The sequence below is a fragment of the Pseudomonas sp. RP-B7 genome (assembly GCF_059803535.1).
Genome location: NZ_JAPFHC010000021.1, coordinates 44,154 through 61,925, shown reverse-complemented (window position 1 = coordinate 61,925; position 17,772 = coordinate 44,154). Strand labels below are relative to the sequence as shown.

Annotated in this window: 15 protein-coding genes; 3 read left to right on the top strand and 12 right to left on the bottom strand. The window is 61.4% G+C overall.

The annotated features are described in order from the left end of the window. Positions 1-135: 135 nt before the first annotated feature. Positions 136-345 carry a cold-shock protein gene (locus tag OPU96_RS19080; RefSeq protein WP_226455884.1) on the top strand — a complete coding sequence of 70 codons (210 nt, stop codon included), beginning with the start codon at positions 136-138 and terminating at the stop codon, positions 343-345. 157 nt (positions 346-502) lie between these two features. On the opposite strand, the gene OPU96_RS19075 is transcribed toward OPU96_RS19080, so the two are convergent. The 4 genes from OPU96_RS19075 to OPU96_RS19060 form a co-directional block, all read right to left on the bottom strand. Next, on the bottom strand, positions 503-880 hold the full coding sequence (locus OPU96_RS19075) for a hypothetical protein (protein WP_498559513.1): 378 nt from the start codon (positions 878-880) through the stop codon (positions 503-505). 49 nt (positions 881-929) lie between these two features. Then, positions 930-1,739: a putative RNA methyltransferase gene (locus OPU96_RS19070; protein WP_226455883.1), complete on the bottom strand. Its 810-nt coding sequence runs from the start codon at positions 1,737-1,739 to the stop codon at positions 930-932. Next, positions 1,739-2,890, bottom strand: a complete 1,152-nt coding sequence (dapE, locus tag OPU96_RS19065) for a succinyl-diaminopimelate desuccinylase (RefSeq protein ID WP_058425298.1) — start codon at positions 2,888-2,890, stop codon at positions 1,739-1,741. Before dapE ends, OPU96_RS19070 begins: the two co-directional genes overlap by 1 nt. A gap of 266 nt (positions 2,891-3,156) precedes the next feature. Further along, the gene (locus tag OPU96_RS19060; RefSeq protein ID WP_192299361.1) at positions 3,157-5,748 is read right to left on the bottom strand and encodes a glycosyltransferase; all 2,592 of its coding nucleotides are present in this window, start codon (positions 5,746-5,748) and stop codon (positions 3,157-3,159) included. 217 nt (positions 5,749-5,965) lie between these two features. Here OPU96_RS19060 and tcdA point away from each other — a divergent pair, with 217 nt between their 5' ends. Then, positions 5,966-6,775 (top strand): tRNA cyclic N6-threonylcarbamoyladenosine(37) synthase TcdA, encoded by an 810-nt coding sequence (gene tcdA / locus OPU96_RS19055; protein WP_498559512.1) that lies wholly within the window; start codon positions 5,966-5,968, stop codon positions 6,773-6,775. Between the two features lie 116 nt (positions 6,776-6,891). Here tcdA and OPU96_RS19050 read toward each other — a convergent pair whose 3' ends face one another. The 4 genes from OPU96_RS19050 to OPU96_RS19035 all read right to left on the bottom strand — a co-directional run bounded on the left by OPU96_RS19050 (position 6,892) and on the right by OPU96_RS19035 (position 10,002). Further along, on the bottom strand, positions 6,892-7,305 hold the full coding sequence (locus tag OPU96_RS19050; protein WP_305392182.1) for a SufE family protein: 414 nt from the start codon (positions 7,303-7,305) through the stop codon (positions 6,892-6,894). Further along, on the bottom strand, positions 7,302-8,507 hold the full coding sequence (locus tag OPU96_RS19045; protein ID WP_226455881.1) for an aminotransferase class V-fold PLP-dependent enzyme: 1,206 nt from the start codon (positions 8,505-8,507) through the stop codon (positions 7,302-7,304). Before OPU96_RS19045 ends, OPU96_RS19050 begins: the two co-directional genes overlap by 4 nt. Before the next feature lie 64 nt (positions 8,508-8,571). Next, on the bottom strand, positions 8,572-9,606 hold the full coding sequence (gene dapD / locus OPU96_RS19040) for a 2,3,4,5-tetrahydropyridine-2,6-dicarboxylate N-succinyltransferase (protein WP_192299357.1): 1,035 nt from the start codon (positions 9,604-9,606) through the stop codon (positions 8,572-8,574). Between the two features lie 33 nt (positions 9,607-9,639). Beyond that, a complete protein-coding gene (locus OPU96_RS19035) occupies positions 9,640-10,002 on the bottom strand; it encodes an ArsC family reductase (RefSeq protein ID WP_065903097.1) in 363 nt (120 codons plus the stop codon). A 215-nt stretch (positions 10,003-10,217) separates the two neighbouring features. Between OPU96_RS19035 and OPU96_RS19030 the strand changes: the two genes are divergently transcribed. Continuing rightward, positions 10,218-11,861, top strand: a complete 1,644-nt coding sequence (locus OPU96_RS19030; protein WP_305392184.1) for a Na+/H+ antiporter — start codon at positions 10,218-10,220, stop codon at positions 11,859-11,861. 69 nt (positions 11,862-11,930) lie between these two features. Here OPU96_RS19030 and OPU96_RS19025 read toward each other — a convergent pair whose 3' ends face one another. The 4 genes from OPU96_RS19025 to map form a co-directional block, all read right to left on the bottom strand. Then, complete coding sequence (locus OPU96_RS19025; protein ID WP_305392185.1) at positions 11,931-12,662, bottom strand: M12 family metallopeptidase; 732 nt, start codon at positions 12,660-12,662, stop codon at positions 11,931-11,933. 169 nt (positions 12,663-12,831) lie between these two features. Continuing rightward, positions 12,832-14,031 (bottom strand): succinyldiaminopimelate transaminase, encoded by a 1,200-nt coding sequence (gene dapC / locus OPU96_RS19020; protein ID WP_226455877.1) that lies wholly within the window; start codon positions 14,029-14,031, stop codon positions 12,832-12,834. Positions 14,032-14,174: 143 nt separating this feature from the next. Then, positions 14,175-16,877 (bottom strand): [protein-PII] uridylyltransferase, encoded by a 2,703-nt coding sequence (locus OPU96_RS19015; protein WP_192299354.1) that lies wholly within the window; start codon positions 16,875-16,877, stop codon positions 14,175-14,177. 74 nt (positions 16,878-16,951) lie between these two features. Continuing rightward, entirely contained in the window at positions 16,952-17,740 is a 789-nt protein-coding gene (gene map / locus OPU96_RS19010; protein ID WP_135287993.1) for a type I methionyl aminopeptidase, read from the bottom strand. Positions 17,741-17,772 lie beyond the last annotated feature (32 nt).

Genomic DNA, 17,772 nt, shown 5'->3' with positions numbered 1-17,772 from the left:
GTAGTGTGCCGTATTCGCCGAAAATCGGCAAAAAAGCCGCGAAGTAAACTTGAGTTGATGGTTTTTGAACCTGTCTTATACTCGGCAGTTCAATGCGACCGACTCAACAATAAAAAGCATATGGGAGGAAGACAGATGACAACGCGCGAAACCGGCAATGTGAAGTGGTTCAACGATGCAAAGGGTTACGGGTTTATTCAGCGGGATGATGGCAAGGATGTGTTTGTGCACTACCGCGCCATTCGCGGTGAAGGCCATCGTTCGTTGGCCGAGGGCCAGCAGGTGGAATACGCCGTGGTGACCGGCGAGAAGGGCTTGCAGGCGGAGGATGTGGTGGGTCTTTGACCTAGATTCATGCAACGCCGCTGAACCCATGTGGGAGCTGGCTTGCCTGCGATAGCATCACCCTGGTCTGCCTGACAGACCGAGGTGCTTGCATCGCAGGCAAGCCAGCTCCCACACAAGCCAGCTCCCACAGTTGATTGGGTTCACAACTCAGGTTTTATGCGGTTTTCCAGGTGATTTCTTCTTCGCCATCTGTGCTGATGCGCATCCAGCGATCGGCGCTTTCTTCGCCTTCTTCCTCAACCCACGTACCCGGTGCGCAACGCACTTCGACGTTCAGCGCAGCAAATGCAGCGCGGGCGCAGGCGATGTCGTCGTCCCACGGGGTCTGGTCGCTTTCCAGGTACAGGCTGTTCCATTTGCCTACAGCCTTCGGCAGCCAGGTGACAGGCACGTTACCGGCCTTGCACTTGTAGGTCTGGCCTTTCTGGACCCAGTCGGTGCACGGGCCCAGGGCGGCGCCCAGCCAGGCGGCGATAGCCTTGTAGTCGACGTCGGCGTCCTTCAGGTAAATCTCGATATCGGGTTGGCGCATGGATGTTCCTCGTTGCGGGATTTAAAAAATCCATTCGCGGAAAAGTCGGTTATTGAAGCACGAAATAGTCGTAGCGCATCGACACGGTGACGATCAGCGGCTCGGCGGCCTCGATCACGTCGCTGCGGCGTTCGGCACTGGCGCGCCAGCCATGGGGTGTCATGGCCAGCAGGTTGGCGCGGTCCTGGGGTTGCGCCAGGCTTAGCGTGAACTCTAGGGTTTCGCTGTGCGCCAGGCTCATGCCTTCCGGCACCAGGGCCAGGTGTTTGTCGTCGGTGTACTCACGCACCTCGTCGTAAAGGCGCTCGCGCAGTTCCATCAGGTGACCGCTGGTCGGGCCGACTTTCATCAAACCGCCGCCGGGGCTCAGCAGGCGCTTGGCCTCTTCCCAGTCCAGCGGGCTGAATACGCTGGCGAGGAATTGGCAACTGCCTGACGCCAAGGGCACGCGGGCCATGCTGGCGATCAACCAGGTCAGCGCCGGGTTGCGTTTGCACGCACGCTTGACCGCTTCCTTGGAGATGTCCAGCGCATAGCCGTCGGCGCGGGGCAGGGCGTCGGCGATTTGCGCGGTGTAGTAACCCTCGCCGCAGCCGATGTCCACCCAGCGCGCCGGGGCGCGCTCAGCGGCCAGTTCGGCCAGGCGCCTGGCGACCGGCGCGTAATGGCCGGCGTTGAGGAAGTCGCGGCGCGCCTCGACCATGGCGAGGTTATCGCCCGGGTCGCGGCTGTTTTTGTGCTGCACCGGCAACAGGTTCAGGTAACCCTGGCGTGCGCGGTCGAAACGGTGCCCGGCGGGGCATGCGACGCCATTGTCGACCGCGTTGAGCGGCGCACTGCAAATGGGGCAGGCCAGCATCAGGCGAGCAACTTGATCAGGGTCTGGTAGTAGATTTCGGTCAGCACGTCGAGGTCGCTGGCCAGAATGCGCTCGTTGACCTGGTGGATCGTCGCGTTGACCGGGCCCAGTTCGACCACCTGGGTACCGAGGGTGGCGATGAAACGCCCATCGGAGGTGCCACCGCTGGTGGACGCCTGGGTCTCACGCCCGGTGATCGCCTTGATGCTCGCGGATACCGCATCCAGCAGCGCGCCCGGCTCGGTGAGGAACGGCAGGCCCGACAGCGCCCACTCCACGTGCCAGTCCAGGCCATGCTTGTCGAGAATCTGGGCGACCCGCTGCTGCAGACCTTCGACGGTGGATTCGGTGGAGAAGCGGAAGTTGAACACCGCCGTCAGGTCGCCCGGGATCACGTTGGTCGCGCCGGTGCCGGAATTCAGGTTGGAAATCTGGAAGCTGGTCGGCGGGAAGAAGGTGTTGCCGTCGTCCCAATGCTCGGCGGCCAGTTCAGCCAGGGCCGGAGCGGCCAGGTGGATCGGGTTCTTCGCCAGGTGTGGGTAGGCCACGTGGCCTTGTACGCCGCGCACGGTCAGGGTGGCGCCGAGGGAGCCGCGACGGCCGTTCTTGACCACGTCACCCACCAGCGTTGTGCTCGACGGTTCGCCGACGATGCACCAGTCCAGGCGTTCCTTGCGTGCGGCCAGGCGTTCGATCACGGCCTTGGTGCCGTGGTGCGCCGGGCCTTCTTCATCGCTGGTGATCAGGAAGGCGACCGAGCCCTTGTGGTCCGGGTAGTCGGCGACAAAACGCTCGGACGCGACGAGCATCGCGGCCAGGCTGCCTTTCATGTCCGCTGCGCCACGGCCGCAGAGCATGCCGTTGTCATCGATCAGCGCGTCGAACGGGTCGTTCTGCCAGGCCTGCACCGGGCCGGTCGGCACCACGTCGGTGTGACCGGCAAAGCACAGCACCGGGCCATCGTGCTTGCCATGGGTGGCCCAGAAGTTGTCCACGTCTTCAATACGCATCGGCTCAAGCGCAAAACCGGCGTCGCCCAGGCGCTGCATCATCAGCTTCTGGCAATCGGCGTCGATCGGCGTCACAGAGGGGCGACGGATCAGGTCGATGGCAAGTTGAAGGGTCGGCGAAAGGTCGGCATGGGCCGTCATGGGAAAACTCCGGGAAGCGTGTAATGGGCGCAGGACGTATGAGGACCTTAAACTGGCGCAGATCCAATGTGGGAGCGGGCTTGCTCGCGAATGCGGTGGGTCAGTCAATTCATGTGTGGCTGACACACCGCATTCGCGAGCAAGCCCGCTCCCACATAGACCTGCTTTCACATGAAGCACTGGTGCAGGCCAAGTCTTGCAAAACGGCCGTTATCTTATAGCAAAACGGCGACCAGAGGCCGCCGTTTAGTGCATTGCGCAAGTTTTTACGCAGCTGGCGCGGGCTCCACGGCTGCCGAAGGTTTCGGCAACGACGACAGGAACGCCATGATCAGCGCCGCCACGTACGGCAGCGACTGTACCAGCAGCATCACCACCCAGAAGCGCATGTCATTGCTCGGCAGGCCTTGCACCAGATAGATCCCCAGTGCGGCACCCCACAACAGCAGCATGATGAACATTTCTTCGCGGGCTTCGGAAATCGCTACCCAGAAGCCGTGGTTATCCGCGTTTTTCGGTGTACGAAAGAACGGAATACTGCTGGTGAAGAAGCCATACAGCACCGCCTTGGCGATGGTGTGGGACAACGCCAGGCCGGCCAATGCTGCGCAGAACGCGTCCTTGAGGTTCACGCCTACGGCACGGCGGTACAGGAAGATGATCTTGCCCACCTTGAACACGAACAGCGCCAACGGCGGAATCGCGAAAATCAGCAGCGGCGGGTCGACCCGCGTCGGCACGATGATCATCGCCGCCGACCACAACAGCGCGCCGACGGTGAAGAAGATGTTCATGCCGTCCGCCACCCACGGCAACCAGCCCGCGAGGAAGTGGTAACGCTGGCCACGGGTCAGCTCGGTGCCCTTGCCACGCAAGAGGCTTGCGGTGTGGCGCTTGATGATCTGGATTGCACCATAGGCCCAGCGGAAACGCTGTTTCTTGAAGTCGATAAAGGTATCCGGCATCAAGCCCTTGCCGTAGCTGTCGTGGTAATACGCTGCCGACAGGCCTTTCTCGAACACCCGTAGGCCGAGTTCGGCATCTTCACAAATGCACCAGTCGGCCCAGCCGAGTTCTTCGAGCACCGAGCGACGGGTCATGGTCATGGTGCCGTGCTGGATGATCGCGTCACGGTCGTTGCGGGTGACCATGCCGATATGGAAGAAGCCCTTGTATTCCGCGTAGCAGAGCTTCTTGAAGGTGCTTTCGTTCTGGTCGCGGTAATCCTGCGGCGACTGCACCACCGCGATTTTCGGGTCGGCGAAGTGCGGCACCATGTGCTTGAGCCAGTTCGGCGATACGCAGTAATCGGAGTCGATCACCGCGATCACTTCGGCATCCTTGGCGGTGTGCGGGATCAAGTAGTTCAAGGCGCCACCCTTGAAACCGGCCAGGGGCGCGACGTGGAAGAACTTGAAGCGCGGGCCGAGGGTTTCGCAGTAGTCGCGCACCGGCTCCCAGACGGCCGGGTCCTTGGTGTTGTTGTCGATGATCAGGACTTCGTAGTCCGGGTAATCGAGGGCGGCCAGGGCGTCGAGGGTCTGTTTGACCATCTCCGGCGGCTCGTTGTAGCAGGGCACGTGGATCGACACTTTCGGGCGGTAGTCCGAATCCCCTTCAACCGGCAGGAATTCACGCCGGCGCTTGTGGGTCCACACCGCTTCCGCCAGTTCGTGGGCCTCGGTCAGCAACACGATAAACACGCCCAGCGCGCCAAGGGCCAGGAGAATGCCAACGGTGACACTGAACCAGGTGCTGTATTGCTGGCTGTAGTCGTAACCGATCCACACCAGCACCGAACCGCACAGGAACGCGATAAAGGTCAGGAAGGTCCGACCCCGCTGGCGCAGCGCCGAGCCGTCGATCATCAGCAGGGTCAGGGACAGCAGCGCGAGCACCACCGAACCGATGGCGAGTACGCGCCACTGCGGGATCGCGACGACCGGGCCTTCAAAGTTGAATTTCTGCTGGCGCGCGCCGTTGAATACGCCCCAGTAAGCACCGGCCGAGCCTTCGTCGCTGACTTTCCACGGCTGATCGAAGGCCTCGATCACGAAGTAGTTATAGCCCTGGCGGTTCAGCTTATTCACCAGCGTACGCAGGTAAATCGCCTGGTCGGCCGGCGACGTTTCGTTGCCACCGCGCATGCGCCCGTTACTCGGCCAGCCAACTTCCGACAGCAGCAGCGGCTTTTTCGGGAACAGCTTCTTCAGATCCTTGGCACGGTCGAGTACGTACTGGCCGGCCTTGTCCATCGGAATGTATTCCCAGAACGGCAGGATGTGCGCGGCGATCAGGTCGACGTGCTTGGCCAGTTGCGGGTTCTTTTCCCAGATGTCCCATTGCTCGGATGTGGTGACCGGCACTTTGACGGCGGCGCGCACCCGATCCAGCAGCACGATCAGCGCTTCTGGAGTGATGTCCTTGCGGAACACGGCTTCGTTACCCACCACGACCCGCACCACGCTGCGCGAGCTGTTGGCGATTTCGATGGCGCGCTGGATTTCCCGTTCGTTGCGTTCAAGGTCGGGGCTGATCCAGATCCCCAGGGTCACCCGCAGGCCGAACTCTTCGGCCAGTTTGGGGATGTCACCCAGGGTGCCGTCCACCGAGTAGGTACGGATGTTGTCCGTCAGCTTGCTCATGATCTCAAGGTCACGACGCATCTCGTCGTCGCTTGGGAACTGGTTTTTCTGTGGGTACTGGCCTTGCTGGAACGGCGAGTAGGAAAAACCGGAGATCTGTTCAGGCCAGTTGGGAGCGGTGACCGGGCGGTTGATCAGCGCCCAGAAGCCGGTGAACAGCGCGGCAATTGCCAGCACGATCACCAGATTGAGTCCAAATTTACGCGATGCCATGGTTATGTCGGGTTCCAAAGGGTGTGGAACGAAAAGAGGTGTCGGCCTGCGCCGAACGGCGCGCATCCTACACCGGCCTTTCCCTGAGCGTATAGCAGACAGAGAAAAGCCGGACGTTAGTCAGCGAAAGGCCATCTAAGTTCTTTACTTGTAGCTTGTCGCTTCGAACTTGTCGCTCTGTAGTCCATAATGCGCGCCGGTTTTTGGGGTAATGGTCATGAGTACAGAAGATCCACGGTTTGCAGGCGTCGCCCGCTTGTATGGCATTGAAGGCCTGGAACGCTTGAAAGCGGCCCATGTGGCGATCGTCGGCGTCGGCGGCGTGGGCTCCTGGGCGGCGGAAGCCATGGCCCGTTGCGGTGTGGGCGAGATTTCGCTGTTTGACCTGGATGACGTGTGCGTCAGCAACAGCAACCGCCAGTTGCATGCGCTGGACAGCACCGTAGGCAAACCCAAAGTCGAGGTGATGGCCGATCGCTTGCGCGGCATCAATCCGAATTGCGTGGTGCATGCGGTGGCGGACTTCGTCACCCGCGACACCATGGCCGAATACATCACGCCGAACATCGACTGCGTGATCGACTGCATCGATGCCGTGAATGCCAAGGCGGCGCTGATCGCCTGGTGCAAGCGCCGCAAGATCCAGATCATCACCACTGGCGGCGCCGGCGGGCAGATCGACCCGACGCTGATCCAGGTGTGTGACCTGAACCGCACGTTCAACGACCCGCTGGCGTCGAAAGTGCGCTCGACCTTGCGTCGGGACTACGGTTTCTCGCGCACCGTGACGCGCCATTACAGCGTGCCGTGCGTGTTCTCCACCGAGCAGCTGCGCTATCCCAAGCCGGATGGCAGCATCTGTTTGCAGAAGAGTTTTGTCGGCGATGGGGTGAAGCTGGACTGTGCCGGTGGGTTTGGGGCGGTGATGATGGTGACGGCCACGTTCGGCATGGTGGCGGCGACCAAGGCCGTGGACAAGATTGTGGCCGGGGTGCGCAGGCCTTCAGAGCGTGTTAAACCCGCCTAGGTTCCAGAACCTTGCACAATTCAAAATGTGGGAGCGGGCTTGCTCGCGAATGCGCTGGTTCAGGCAATGATGTATCGACTGGCACACTGCTTTCGCGAGCAAGCCCGCTCCCACAGTTAGCCTTGTGTACGGCTTAGTTCTCGCATGCGCTGCAGCACTGCATTCAAGCCATTGCTGCGCGACGATGATAATTGGCGGGAAAGTCCTAATTGATTGAACCAGTCGTGCAGATCGACGGCTTGCAGTTCAACGGCCGACAACCCATTTACCCGCGCCAGCAGCAACGCCACCAGTCCCCGAATCATCCGTGCATCACTGGCGGCAGCAAACTGCCAATGCCCGTCTTGCAAGCGCCCCACCAACCACACCAGGCTTTCACAGCCCTGCACCAGGTTGGCGTCAACTTTATCTTCCGCGGCCAGGGCCGGCAAACGCTCGCCCCATTGCATCAGCATGCGCGCGCGCTGTTCCCAACTGCCTACCGCCTGGAAGGCCTCCAGTGCAGCGACTGCCTCCACCGGCAGGCTCATCGCAGCATATCCAGCGCCTGATCCAGTGCTTCAAAAAAGCGCTCCAGATCGTCGGAATCGTTATACAGCGCCAGCGATACACGGATTGCCCCCGACAAATGCATCGCCTTGAGCAACGGCATCGCGCAATGGTGCCCGGCGCGCACGGCAATACCTTGTTCAGTCAGCAGGTGGGCGAGATCAGCGTTGTGCACGCCTTCGACCACGAAGCTGACCAGGGCCACCTGGGGCGATCCCAATACCTGTACGCCGTTGCGTGCTTTGAGCCCGCGCAACAGGTAGTCGTGCAGGGCCGCTTCATGGGCGATCACGGCGTCGGCGTGAAGTGAACTCAGGTAATCCAGGCTGGCGCCCAGGCCGATCACGCCTGCAATCGGCGGCGTACCGGCTTCAAACCCCAGGGGCGCCGGACGGAAGCTGGCGCTGTGGTAATCGGCCTGTTGCACCATCTCGCCGCCGAACTGCCAGTGGCGCAGGTGATGCAGCGCTTCATTGCGGCCAAACAACACGCCGACGCCATCCGGGCCGTAGAGTTTGTGGCTGGAGAAAACGTAGAAATCGCAAGCCAGGGCCTGCACGTCGTGGCGGCCGTGGACGATGCCCTGGGCGCCGTCCACCACGCTCAGGGCGCCATGGGCCTTGGCCAGTGCGAGCAAGGCGTCCAACGGCTGCCAGGCGCCGAGTACGTTGGACAGCTGGCTCACCGCCAGCAGGCGCGTGCGCGGGCCGATCAACTCACTGGCGGCGGCGAGGTCGATCACGCCGTCATCGCCCAGTGGCAATACCACCAGCGTCAGCGCGCGGCGTTTGGCCAGTTGCTGCCAGGGCAACAGGTTGGCGTGGTGTTCCAGGGCGCTGATGACAATCTCATCGCCCGCATTGAATAGATGCTCCAGGCCATAGGCCAAGAGGTTCAGCGCAGAGGTTGCGCCGTGGGTGAAGACGATCTGCCCGCTGTCGCCTGCGTTCAGCCACTGCGCGACCTTGCTGCGGCTGTCTTCGAATGCCTGGGTCGCATGGGCCCCCGGCAGGTGCTGGGCGCGGTGCACATTGGCTGCGCCATTGGCGTAGTAATGGCTGATGGCGTCCAGCAAGGCCTGGGGTTTTTGCGTGGTTGCGGCGTTGTCCAGGTAGGTCTGGTCTTGCCGTTGCAGGGTGGCGATGGCCGGGAAATCGGCGCGCCAGGGAGAGGGCACTAGCATGGTGTTCAAGACTCGTATAAGCGAGCCCCAGGGTCGGGGCCCGCTAGTGGCATCGAGTGGCTGCTTAGTTGTGAGCGTGCAGCGCTTCGTTCAGTTCGATGGCCGATTTGTGGGTTTTGCACTCCACGGCACCGGTCTCGGAGTTGCGGCGGAACAGCAGGTCCGGCTGGCCGGCCAGATCACGTGCCTTGACCACCTTGACCAGTTGGTTCTGCTCGTCCAGCAGCGCGACCTTGGTCCCGGCGGTGACGTACAGGCCCGATTCCACGGTGTTGCGGTCGCCCAACGGGATACCGATACCGGCGTTCGCGCCGATCAGGCAGCCTTCGCCCACCTTGATTACGATGTTGCCGCCGCCCGACAGGGTACCCATGGTGGAGCAACCGCCGCCCAGGTCGGAACCCTTGCCGACGAACACGCCAGCCGACACACGGCCTTCGATCATGCCCGGGCCTTCGGTGCCGGCGTTGAAGTTGACGAAGCCTTCGTGCATCACGGTGGTGCCTTCGCCCACGTAGGCGCCGAGGCGGATCCGCGCGGCGTCAGCGATACGCACGCCGGTCGGGACCACGTAGTCGGTCATTTTCGGGAACTTGTCCACCGAGAACACTTCCAGCAGCTCGCCACGCAGGCGGGCTTCCAGCTGGCGCTCTGGCAGTTCGCCGAGATCGATCGCGCCCTGGCTGGTCCACGCCACGTTCGGCAGCTGCGGGAACACACCGGCCAGGCTCAGGCCGTGGGGCTTGACCAGGCGATGGGACAGCAGGTGCAGCTTGAGGTAGGCCTCAGGCGTGGAGGTCAGCGCGGCGTCTTCGGCCAGCAGGGTGGCGACCAGCGGGGTGTGGCTTTCAGCCAGGCGATTGAGCAGTGCAGCCTGGGTGGCGTCGACGTTCTTGAGTGCATCGGCCAGTTGCAGCGCCTGGCTGATGGTGAAGGTGATCGCCTGGTTGCCTTCGGTGTAGCCGAGGATCGGCGCGATGGCGGCGACGATCTCTGCCGACGGGTTGAGCAGCGGTTGTGCGTAAAACACTTCCAGCCAAGCACCTTGGCGGTTCTGAGTGCCGACGCCGAAGCCCAGGCTGAACAGGGAATTGGACATGCTGTTACCTCTACAAAAATGGAAAGGGCTGGCCTACTTGAGGGCCGCCGAATAGCTATCTGGCTTGAAGCCAATCAGGGTTCTGTCACCGAGATCGAGCACCGGGCGCTTGATCATCGAGGGTTGTGCGAGCATCAATTCAATGGCTTTCGACTGATCGAGATCGGCTTTGCGTTCGTCTTCGAGTTTGCGAAAGGTGGTGCCCGCACGGTTCAAAACCACCTGCCAACCGTGCTCATTGCACCATTGGGTCAAGTGTTCGCGGTCGATACCGGCCGTTTTGTAGTCGTGGAACTCGTAGCTCACCCCGTGCTCATCGAGCCAGGTGCGCGCCTTTTTCATGGTGTCGCAGGCTTTGATGCCGAAAAGGTGCAAGGTTTTGCTTGAAACGGTCAAGGAATTGCCCCCCTTTGGACCAATGAAAACGCAAGGTCACGGATTATGCCACGACCGGCGGCCTGTGGTGCCGCTCGTCATGCCAGCGTGCGACTTATGTGCAAATGCCGGGCGGCAGCCGAGGCAGGTAACATAGCTGGCTAATATGGCACTTCAAAGGCGCGGCATTGCCTTATGTGTTTCATAGCAAGTCGATTGTCCGGGAACCCCGCGTTATGCAAACCGCCTATACCGTTCTAATCATGCTGATGCTGGTCAGCGTTTCGCGTCTGGTCGGGCGTGTCATTCCTTTGCCGTTGCCCTTGGTGCAGATCGGCGCAGGCGCCTTGCTGGCCTGGCCGACGCTGGGGTTGCATGTGGCGCTTGACCCGGAGTTGTTCCTGTTTCTGTTCCTGCCGCCGCTGTTGTTTTCCGATGGCTGGCGCATGCCCAAGCGTGAGTTGTGGCGGCTGCGCGGGCCGATCCTGACGTTGGCGGTGGGGCTGGTGCTGTTTACCGTGGTCGGCGCCGGTTACTTCATTCATTGGCTTTTGCCTACGATCCCACTGCCTGTGGCCTTCGCCCTGGCGGCAGTGCTGTCGCCGACGGATGCCGTGGCAGTGTCGGCCATTTCCCAGAATCGTTTGCCCACGCCGTTGATGCATATGCTTCAGGGGGAGGCCTTGATGAATGATGCTTCGGGCCTGGTGACGTTCAAGTTCGCCCTGGCTGCGGCGTTGACCGGAGTGTTTTCCCTGGCGGATGCCGGCCTCACGTTTGTGTTGGTGGCCGCCGGCGGCTTGGCCGTTGGCGTGGCGTTGAGCTGGCTGGTCGGTCGCTTGCGTGCGTGGATGATCGCGCGGGGTTGGGACGACCCGGCGACTCACGTGGTGTTCATGTTGCTGCTGCCCTTCGCCGCGTATGTGCTGGCTGAGCGTTTGGGGGCATCGGGGATTCTCTCGGCGGTGGCAGCGGGCATGATGCAAAGCTGGCTCGACCTGTTGCCGCGCCAGACCAGTACGCGCTTGCTCAATCGCAGCGTCTGGTCGCTGTTGGAGTTTGCTTTCAACGGCTTGATCTTCCTGCTGCTGGGCTTGCAACTGCCGGACATCATCAAGGCGGTGGTCAGTCATGAGCCGACGCTGTGGCCGACGTTGTTGTATCGCTGCCTGGACGTGATCGCGATCTTCCTGGTGTTGCTGGTGCTGCGATTTATCTGGGTGCAGAGCATCTGGCGGCTGTCGGGTTTGTTGCGCAGGCTGCGTGGGAAAAGTGAGCTGACCCTGGTGCCGACCGCGCGCTCATGCTGGCTTCTGACGGTCGGCGGTGTGCGGGGGGCGGTGACCCTGGCGGGTGTGATGTCGGTGCCGTTGCTGCTGGCGCCGGGCCAGGCCTTCCCTGAGCGCGACTTGCTGATCTTTATCGCCGCTGGCGTGATCCTGCTGTCGCTGGTCGCCGCCTGCATCGCCTTGCCGCTGTTGTTGCGCGGCGTCGAAAAGAGCCCCGATGAGAAGCGCCACAACGAGGTTCGCGAGGCCTGGAAGAAAACCGCCGTGGCCGCGATCCATGCCCTGGAAGCCGAAGAGCCTGTGGAAAGCGACAACCAGGACGCCGCCCAGGCCGCGCTTGCTGCTGAGTTGAAGGCACGCCTGATGTCGGAGTATCGCCACCAGTTGGACGTGTTCAACGACTCCGCCGAAGCCCAGGCGCTGGCTCGCCAGATGGACCTGCTTGAGCGCAAGTTACGCCTCAAGGCCCTGCGGGCGCAGCGCCTGGAGTTGTATAGCTTGAGCCGTCATCACCAGATTGGTGATGACGTGTTGCGGGAGGTGTTGGCCGAGTTGGATATGAGCGAGGCGAACCTGGGCTCGCTGAAATGACCCGTCAGTATCCTATACCTCGCACCTTACTGGCAGCGTGCAGGCGTGGTGTCCTCACCTGGCTGAATATCAATCGGCCAATAAATGGATCACTGGTTTGTCGACGGAAGCGGGTGGGTATAGGAGCGCGATAAATTGCTTATCGCCTTCCGATATATCCTCATTGAAATCCACGCCGACGCCATTGGTTGTTACGTGCGGCGGAACTTTGTAGTGCATCACTGACTTTGAGTCGTAGGCTGATGTGAGAGTGGTGCTCGAATCGGGAGGGTTTAGAAAATTCTCGTCGGTGACCTCTTTTGTATGACCAAGACTTTCGGATTCCGAGTACAGTTTTTCCTTGTTCCACTGTATGTCGTTATCCGGATGTTGGTGTTCATGCAACAGCCCCAATGCGTGCCCGAATTCGTGCCGTATTGAGTGGTTGAGCATATCGGCAGTCTGCACCAGGTCGATGTGCAGGGTGGGTTCGTGCAGAGGCATTTGTTTTGCCTCTGTGCCAATGACCGACCAATTGCCTGTACCGTCATTTTTGCCCGATATTCGAATGTCACCGTCATTGGTGTTGATAAAGTTGAACTTCAAGTTTGTATAAGGCTGCCAAAGATTAATATTTTTCTTTATGTATTCTTTTGCTTTATCCGGCATGTCGAACAATGAAATATTAAGCGTTGAGCCTTGGGGCCATAAGTGTTGGGTCGAGGCAATGCCACGTTCGTGCCTGATCAGCACGGGGGCGGCTGTTTGGGGGGATGGGAGTGCGGGGATGTTGTAAGAGTAGCGCGAGAGATTATTGATCATTAATGTTCCAGGACCGTCGTCGGCCGGCAAGAGCATCCATTCAGTTTATGAGTCCGTCCGTTGGGTGGTAAGTCCTGAAGTCTGGTTCCATGTGCAGTGAGCAAAGTGCTCAGTCTCGACGTGCGCCTGGATGCCCCGCACTGCGTTGCACAGTGCGGGTATTACAGGGTTACTTGCGACGCTGAATGAAATCGCGAATCCGCTCCGCCGCTTCCACACACTCCGCCAACGGTGCAACCAGCGCTAGGCGCACACGCCCGGCGCCAGGGTTGAAACCGTCCACTTCCCGCGATAGGTAAGAACCTGGCACCACGGTCACGTGTTCTTCCACGAACAGGTCACGGCAGAACGCGGCATCGTCGCCCTTTACATTCGGCCACAGGTAGAAACCACCGTCCGGGCTTTGTACGTCCAGTACTGGCTTGAGGATGGCCAGCACCGCGTCGAACTTCTCGCGGTACAGGTCACGGTTGGCCAAGACGTGGGCCTCGTCCTGCCAGGCGGCAATGCTGGCCAGTTGGGTTTGCACTGGCATCGCGCAACCGTGGTAGGTGCGGTACAGCAGGAAGGCCTTGAGGATGTCGGCGTCACCGGCCACGAAACCCGAGCGCAGGCCCGGCAGGTTGGAGCGCTTGGACAGGCTGTGGAACACCACGCAACGCTTGAAGTCCTGGCGGCCGAGTTCGACGCAGGCGCTCAGCAGGCCCGGCGGCGGGGTCTGTTCGTCGAAGTACAGCTCGCTGTAGCACTCGTCGGCGGCGATCACGAAGTCGTATTCGTCGGCCAGGGCGATGAGCTTCTTCAGGGTGTCGACCGGGATCAGCGCACCGGTCGGGTTGCCGGGGGAGCACAGGAACAGGATCTGGCAGCGTTTCCAGATGTCCGGGGTCACGGCGTCGAAGTCCGGGTTGAAGCCGTTGGCATCCAGGCATGGCAGGTAATGCGGCTTGGCCCCGGCCAGGAACGCAGCACCTTCGTAGATCTGGTAGAACGGGTTCGGGCTGACCACCAGCGCGTCGTCGCCACGGTTTACCACGGTCTGGGTGAAGGCGAACAGCGCTTCACGGGTGCCGTTGACCGGTAGGATATTGCGTGCCGGGTCGAGCCAGCCCTTGGGCACGTCGAAGCGGCGTTCGCACCAGGCGCCGATGGCCTCGCGCAGGGCCGGGATGCCCAGGGTGGTTGGGTAGACGGCCATCTGATCGAGGTTGTCGGCCAGGGCCTTGGCCACGAATTCCGGGGACTTGTGCTTGGGTTCGCCGATGGACAGCGCAATCGGGCGCTTGTCCGGGTTCGGCGTGACGCTGCCGAGCAGGGCGCGCAGTTTCTCGAACGGGTAGGGTTGCAACTGGTTCAGGGCGTTGTTCATGTAAGCCTCTATCACGGTGAGCACCGAACCTGTGGGGGCTGGCTTGCCTGCGATCGCATCGCCGCCAGTCATCTGTTGCACCGCGGCGCCCGCATCGCAGGCAAGCCAGCTCCCACAGGGATCGTGTTCACAAAGTTAACAATTCAAATGGTCAGGCGCGTCAGTTCGACGCCGGGCTCCTGGGGCACGCTCAGTTGCTGGACGATGGCTTCCTGCAAGCGCAGGCACAGCTCAGGGTCGGACAGCGGCTGGTTGTCGGCGTCGGTGATGAAGAACACGTCTTCCACGCGCTCACCAAGGGTCGCAATCTTGGCGTTCTGCAGCGACAGGTCGAACTCCAGGAATATCCCGCCGATGCGTGCCAGCAGGCCTGGACGGTCCGGCGCGCTGAGCTCCAGCACCGTGACCGGGCGCTGGGCGTCGTTGGAAATGGTCACCTGGGGCGCAAACGCAAAGTGTTTGAGCTGGCGCGGCACCCGGCGCTGGATGATGGTCGGGTAGTCGTCCGGGTTGCGCAGGGCCTCGGTCAGGCCTTCGCGGATTTTTTTCACCCGTGCCGGGTTGTCGCCGATTGACTCGCCTTCGGTGTCGAGCACGATGTAGGTGTCGAGGGTGAACTGGCTGCTGGAGGTGATCACTCGCGCGTCATGGATGTTCAGGTTGAGCTGGTCCATGGCCGCCACGGTCACGGCAAAGAAGTCGTGCTGGTCCGGCGCGTAGATGAAGATCTGCGTACCGCCTTCGAATTCGCGCTGGGTGGTTTCCTTGATCAACACCAGTGGGCCGCCATCGGCCGGCTGCTGCAGGATCGCGTCACTGTGCCAGGCCACGTCGCCGGCGGTGTGGCGCAGGAAGTAATCGTCGCCCAGTTGCGACCACAGTTGCTCGACGTCGTCCGGGTCATTGCCACCACGTACCAGGATGTCCAGCGCCGCGCTTTGAGTGCGACGGATCTGTTCTTCGCGGTCGACCGGGTTTTCCAGGCCGCGGCGCAAGGCACGCTTGGTCTCGGTGTAGAGCTGGCGCAACAGGCTGGCGCGCCAGGAGTTCCACAGGGTCGGGTTGGTGGCGTTGATGTCGGAGACGGTCAGCACGTACAGGTAGTCGAGGCGGGTTTCGTCGCCGACGATGCCAGCGAAATCGTGGATCACCTGCGGGTCGGACAAGTCCTTGCGCTGGGCGGTGGTCGACATCACCAGGTGGTTTTGTACCAGCCAGACGATCAGGCGGCTGTCCCACAGCGGCAACTGGTGGCGCTGGCAGAACGCCTCGGCGTCGACGGCGCCGACTTCCGAGTGATCGCCATGCCGACCTTTGCCGATGTCATGGTACAGGCCGGCCAGGTAGATCAGTTCGGGCTTGGGCAGCTTGGCCATCAGCTTACTGGCCAGCGGGAATTTCTCTGATACCTGGGTGTACTGCAACTTACGCAGGTGCTTGATCAGGTTCAGAGTGTGGGCGTCCACGGTGTAGATGTGGAACAGGTCGTGCTGCATCTGCCCGACGATAAAACCGAACTCCGGCAGGTAGCGCCCGAGGATGCCGTAACGGTTCATCCGGCGCAGGTTGCGGTGGATGCCGATCTTGCACTTGAACAGCTCGATAAACAGGCTGGTGTTGCGGATGTCGTTGCGGAACTCATCGTCGATCAGGTGACGGTTCTCCCGCAGCAGGCGGATGGTGTCGGCGCGCACGCCTTTGATTTCCGGCTGCTGGGCCATCAGCACGAAGATTTCCAGCATGGCGAACGGCGTGCGCCGGAACACGTTGTCGTTGCGGGCCTCGATATAGCCATCGTGCAGCTGGAAGCGCGCATTGATCGGCTGCGGCGGCGCTTCGTCTTCGGGAGCCAGGATCACCTCTTCGAAGTGCTGGATGATCAGGTCGCTGAGCTGGGCAATGCTCATGACCACCCGGTAGTACTGCTGCATGAAGCTTTCGATGCTGGTCTTCGCGTCCTCGCCCTCAAAGCCCAGCAGGGTGGCGATGGAGCGTTGATGGTCGAACAACAGGCGGTCTTCGGAGCGCCCGGCGAGCATGTGCAGGGCGTAGCGCACTTTCCACAGGAATTCCTGGGACGAGGCCAGCAGGGCGTTTTCGCTCTCTACCAGGAAGCCTTCGCCAGCCAGGGCGCGCAGGTTCAGGGTGCCGTACTGGCGACGGGCCACCCACAGAATCGTCTGGATGTCCCGCAGCCCGCCGGGCGAGCCTTTGACGTTGGGTTCCAGGTTGTATTCGGTGTCGTTGTACTTGTGGTGGCGGGCTTTCTGTTCGGCGCGCTTGGCGAGGAAAAAATCCTTGCTCGGCCACATGTGCGCAGTGCTGGTGACTTCGAGCATGCGTTGGCGCAAGCGCTCGGGGCCGGCGATGGTGCGGCTTTCCATCAGGTTGGTGATGACGGTGAGGTCGGCGCGGGCCTCTTCGGCGCATTCGTCGACGGAGCGCACGCTCTGGCCGACTTCCAGGCCGATGTCCCACAGCAGCGTCAGAAAGCGCTCGATGGAATCGCGAAAGATCTCATGGTCGGCGCTGTCCAGCAGGATCAGCAGGTCGATGTCGGAGTAGGGGTGCAGCTCCCCACGCCCATAGCCGCCGACGGCCACCAGGGCGATGTCGGCGTCCTCGCTCCAGTTGAACTGCTCCCAGGCCTTTTGCAGGATGTTGTCGACGAACCAGGCGCGATCTTCGATCAGCCTGCGAATATCGCGACCGTTGCGAAAGCGCTCATCGAGCACCTCGCGGGCCTGGCGGATCGCCTTCTTGAAAGCGGCAATGGGGCTTGCCTTCAGGGCCAGTTCGGCCTGGAACTGGCCACGGTCGAAGAGTTCGGGATCCACCTGGGGCATCGATCGGCTTTCCTTTCTATCTATTCAGTCAGTCACAACACGCTGTGGGAAAACCTGAGCAACCCTGCTTATACCTAAACGGCAGCCGAAACGCGTGGGATCGTGTCGTCGGCGCGCAGGGTGAAGATCTCGTAGCCGGTTTCCGTGACCAGCAGGGTGTGTTCCCACTGGGCCGAGAGCTTGCGGTCCTTGGTAATGGCGGTCCAGCCGTCGCCCAGTACCTTGGTGTCGGCCTTGCCCTGGTTGATCATCGGTTCGATGGTGAAGGTCATGCCGGCCTTCAGTTCCATGCCGGTGCCGGCGCGGCCGTAGTGCAGGATCTGCGGTTCTTCGTGGAACACAGTGCCGATGCCGTGGCCACAGAATTCGCGGACCACCGAGAAGCCGTTCTTTTCCGCGTGCTTCTGGATCACTTCACCGATGTCGCCCAGGCGGCAGCCTGGCTTGACGATTTCGATGGCCTTGTACATGCATTCCTGGGTGACCTGGGACAGGCGCTCGGCCCAGACCGGCACGGTGCCGACGTGGAACATGCGGCTGGTGTCGCCGAAGTAGCGGTCCTTGATCACGGTGACGTCGATGTTCAGGGTGTCGCCGTCCTTCAACGGCTTGTCGCCCGGAATCCCGTGGCAGACCACGTGGTTGACCGAGGTGCAGATCGACTTGGGGAAACCCTTGTAGTTCAACGGCGCGGGGATGGCGCCCTGCACGTTGACTATATAGTCGTGGCAGATCTGGTTCAGGGTTTCGGTGGTGACGCCGGGCTTGACGTGTTCTGCAATCATTTCCAGTACGTCGGCAGCCAGTTTGCCGGCGATGCGCATGCCAGCAATGTCTTCGGCGGTTTTCAAACTAACGGTCATACAGGCTCTCTCTAGCGCGACGCGCTGAAATC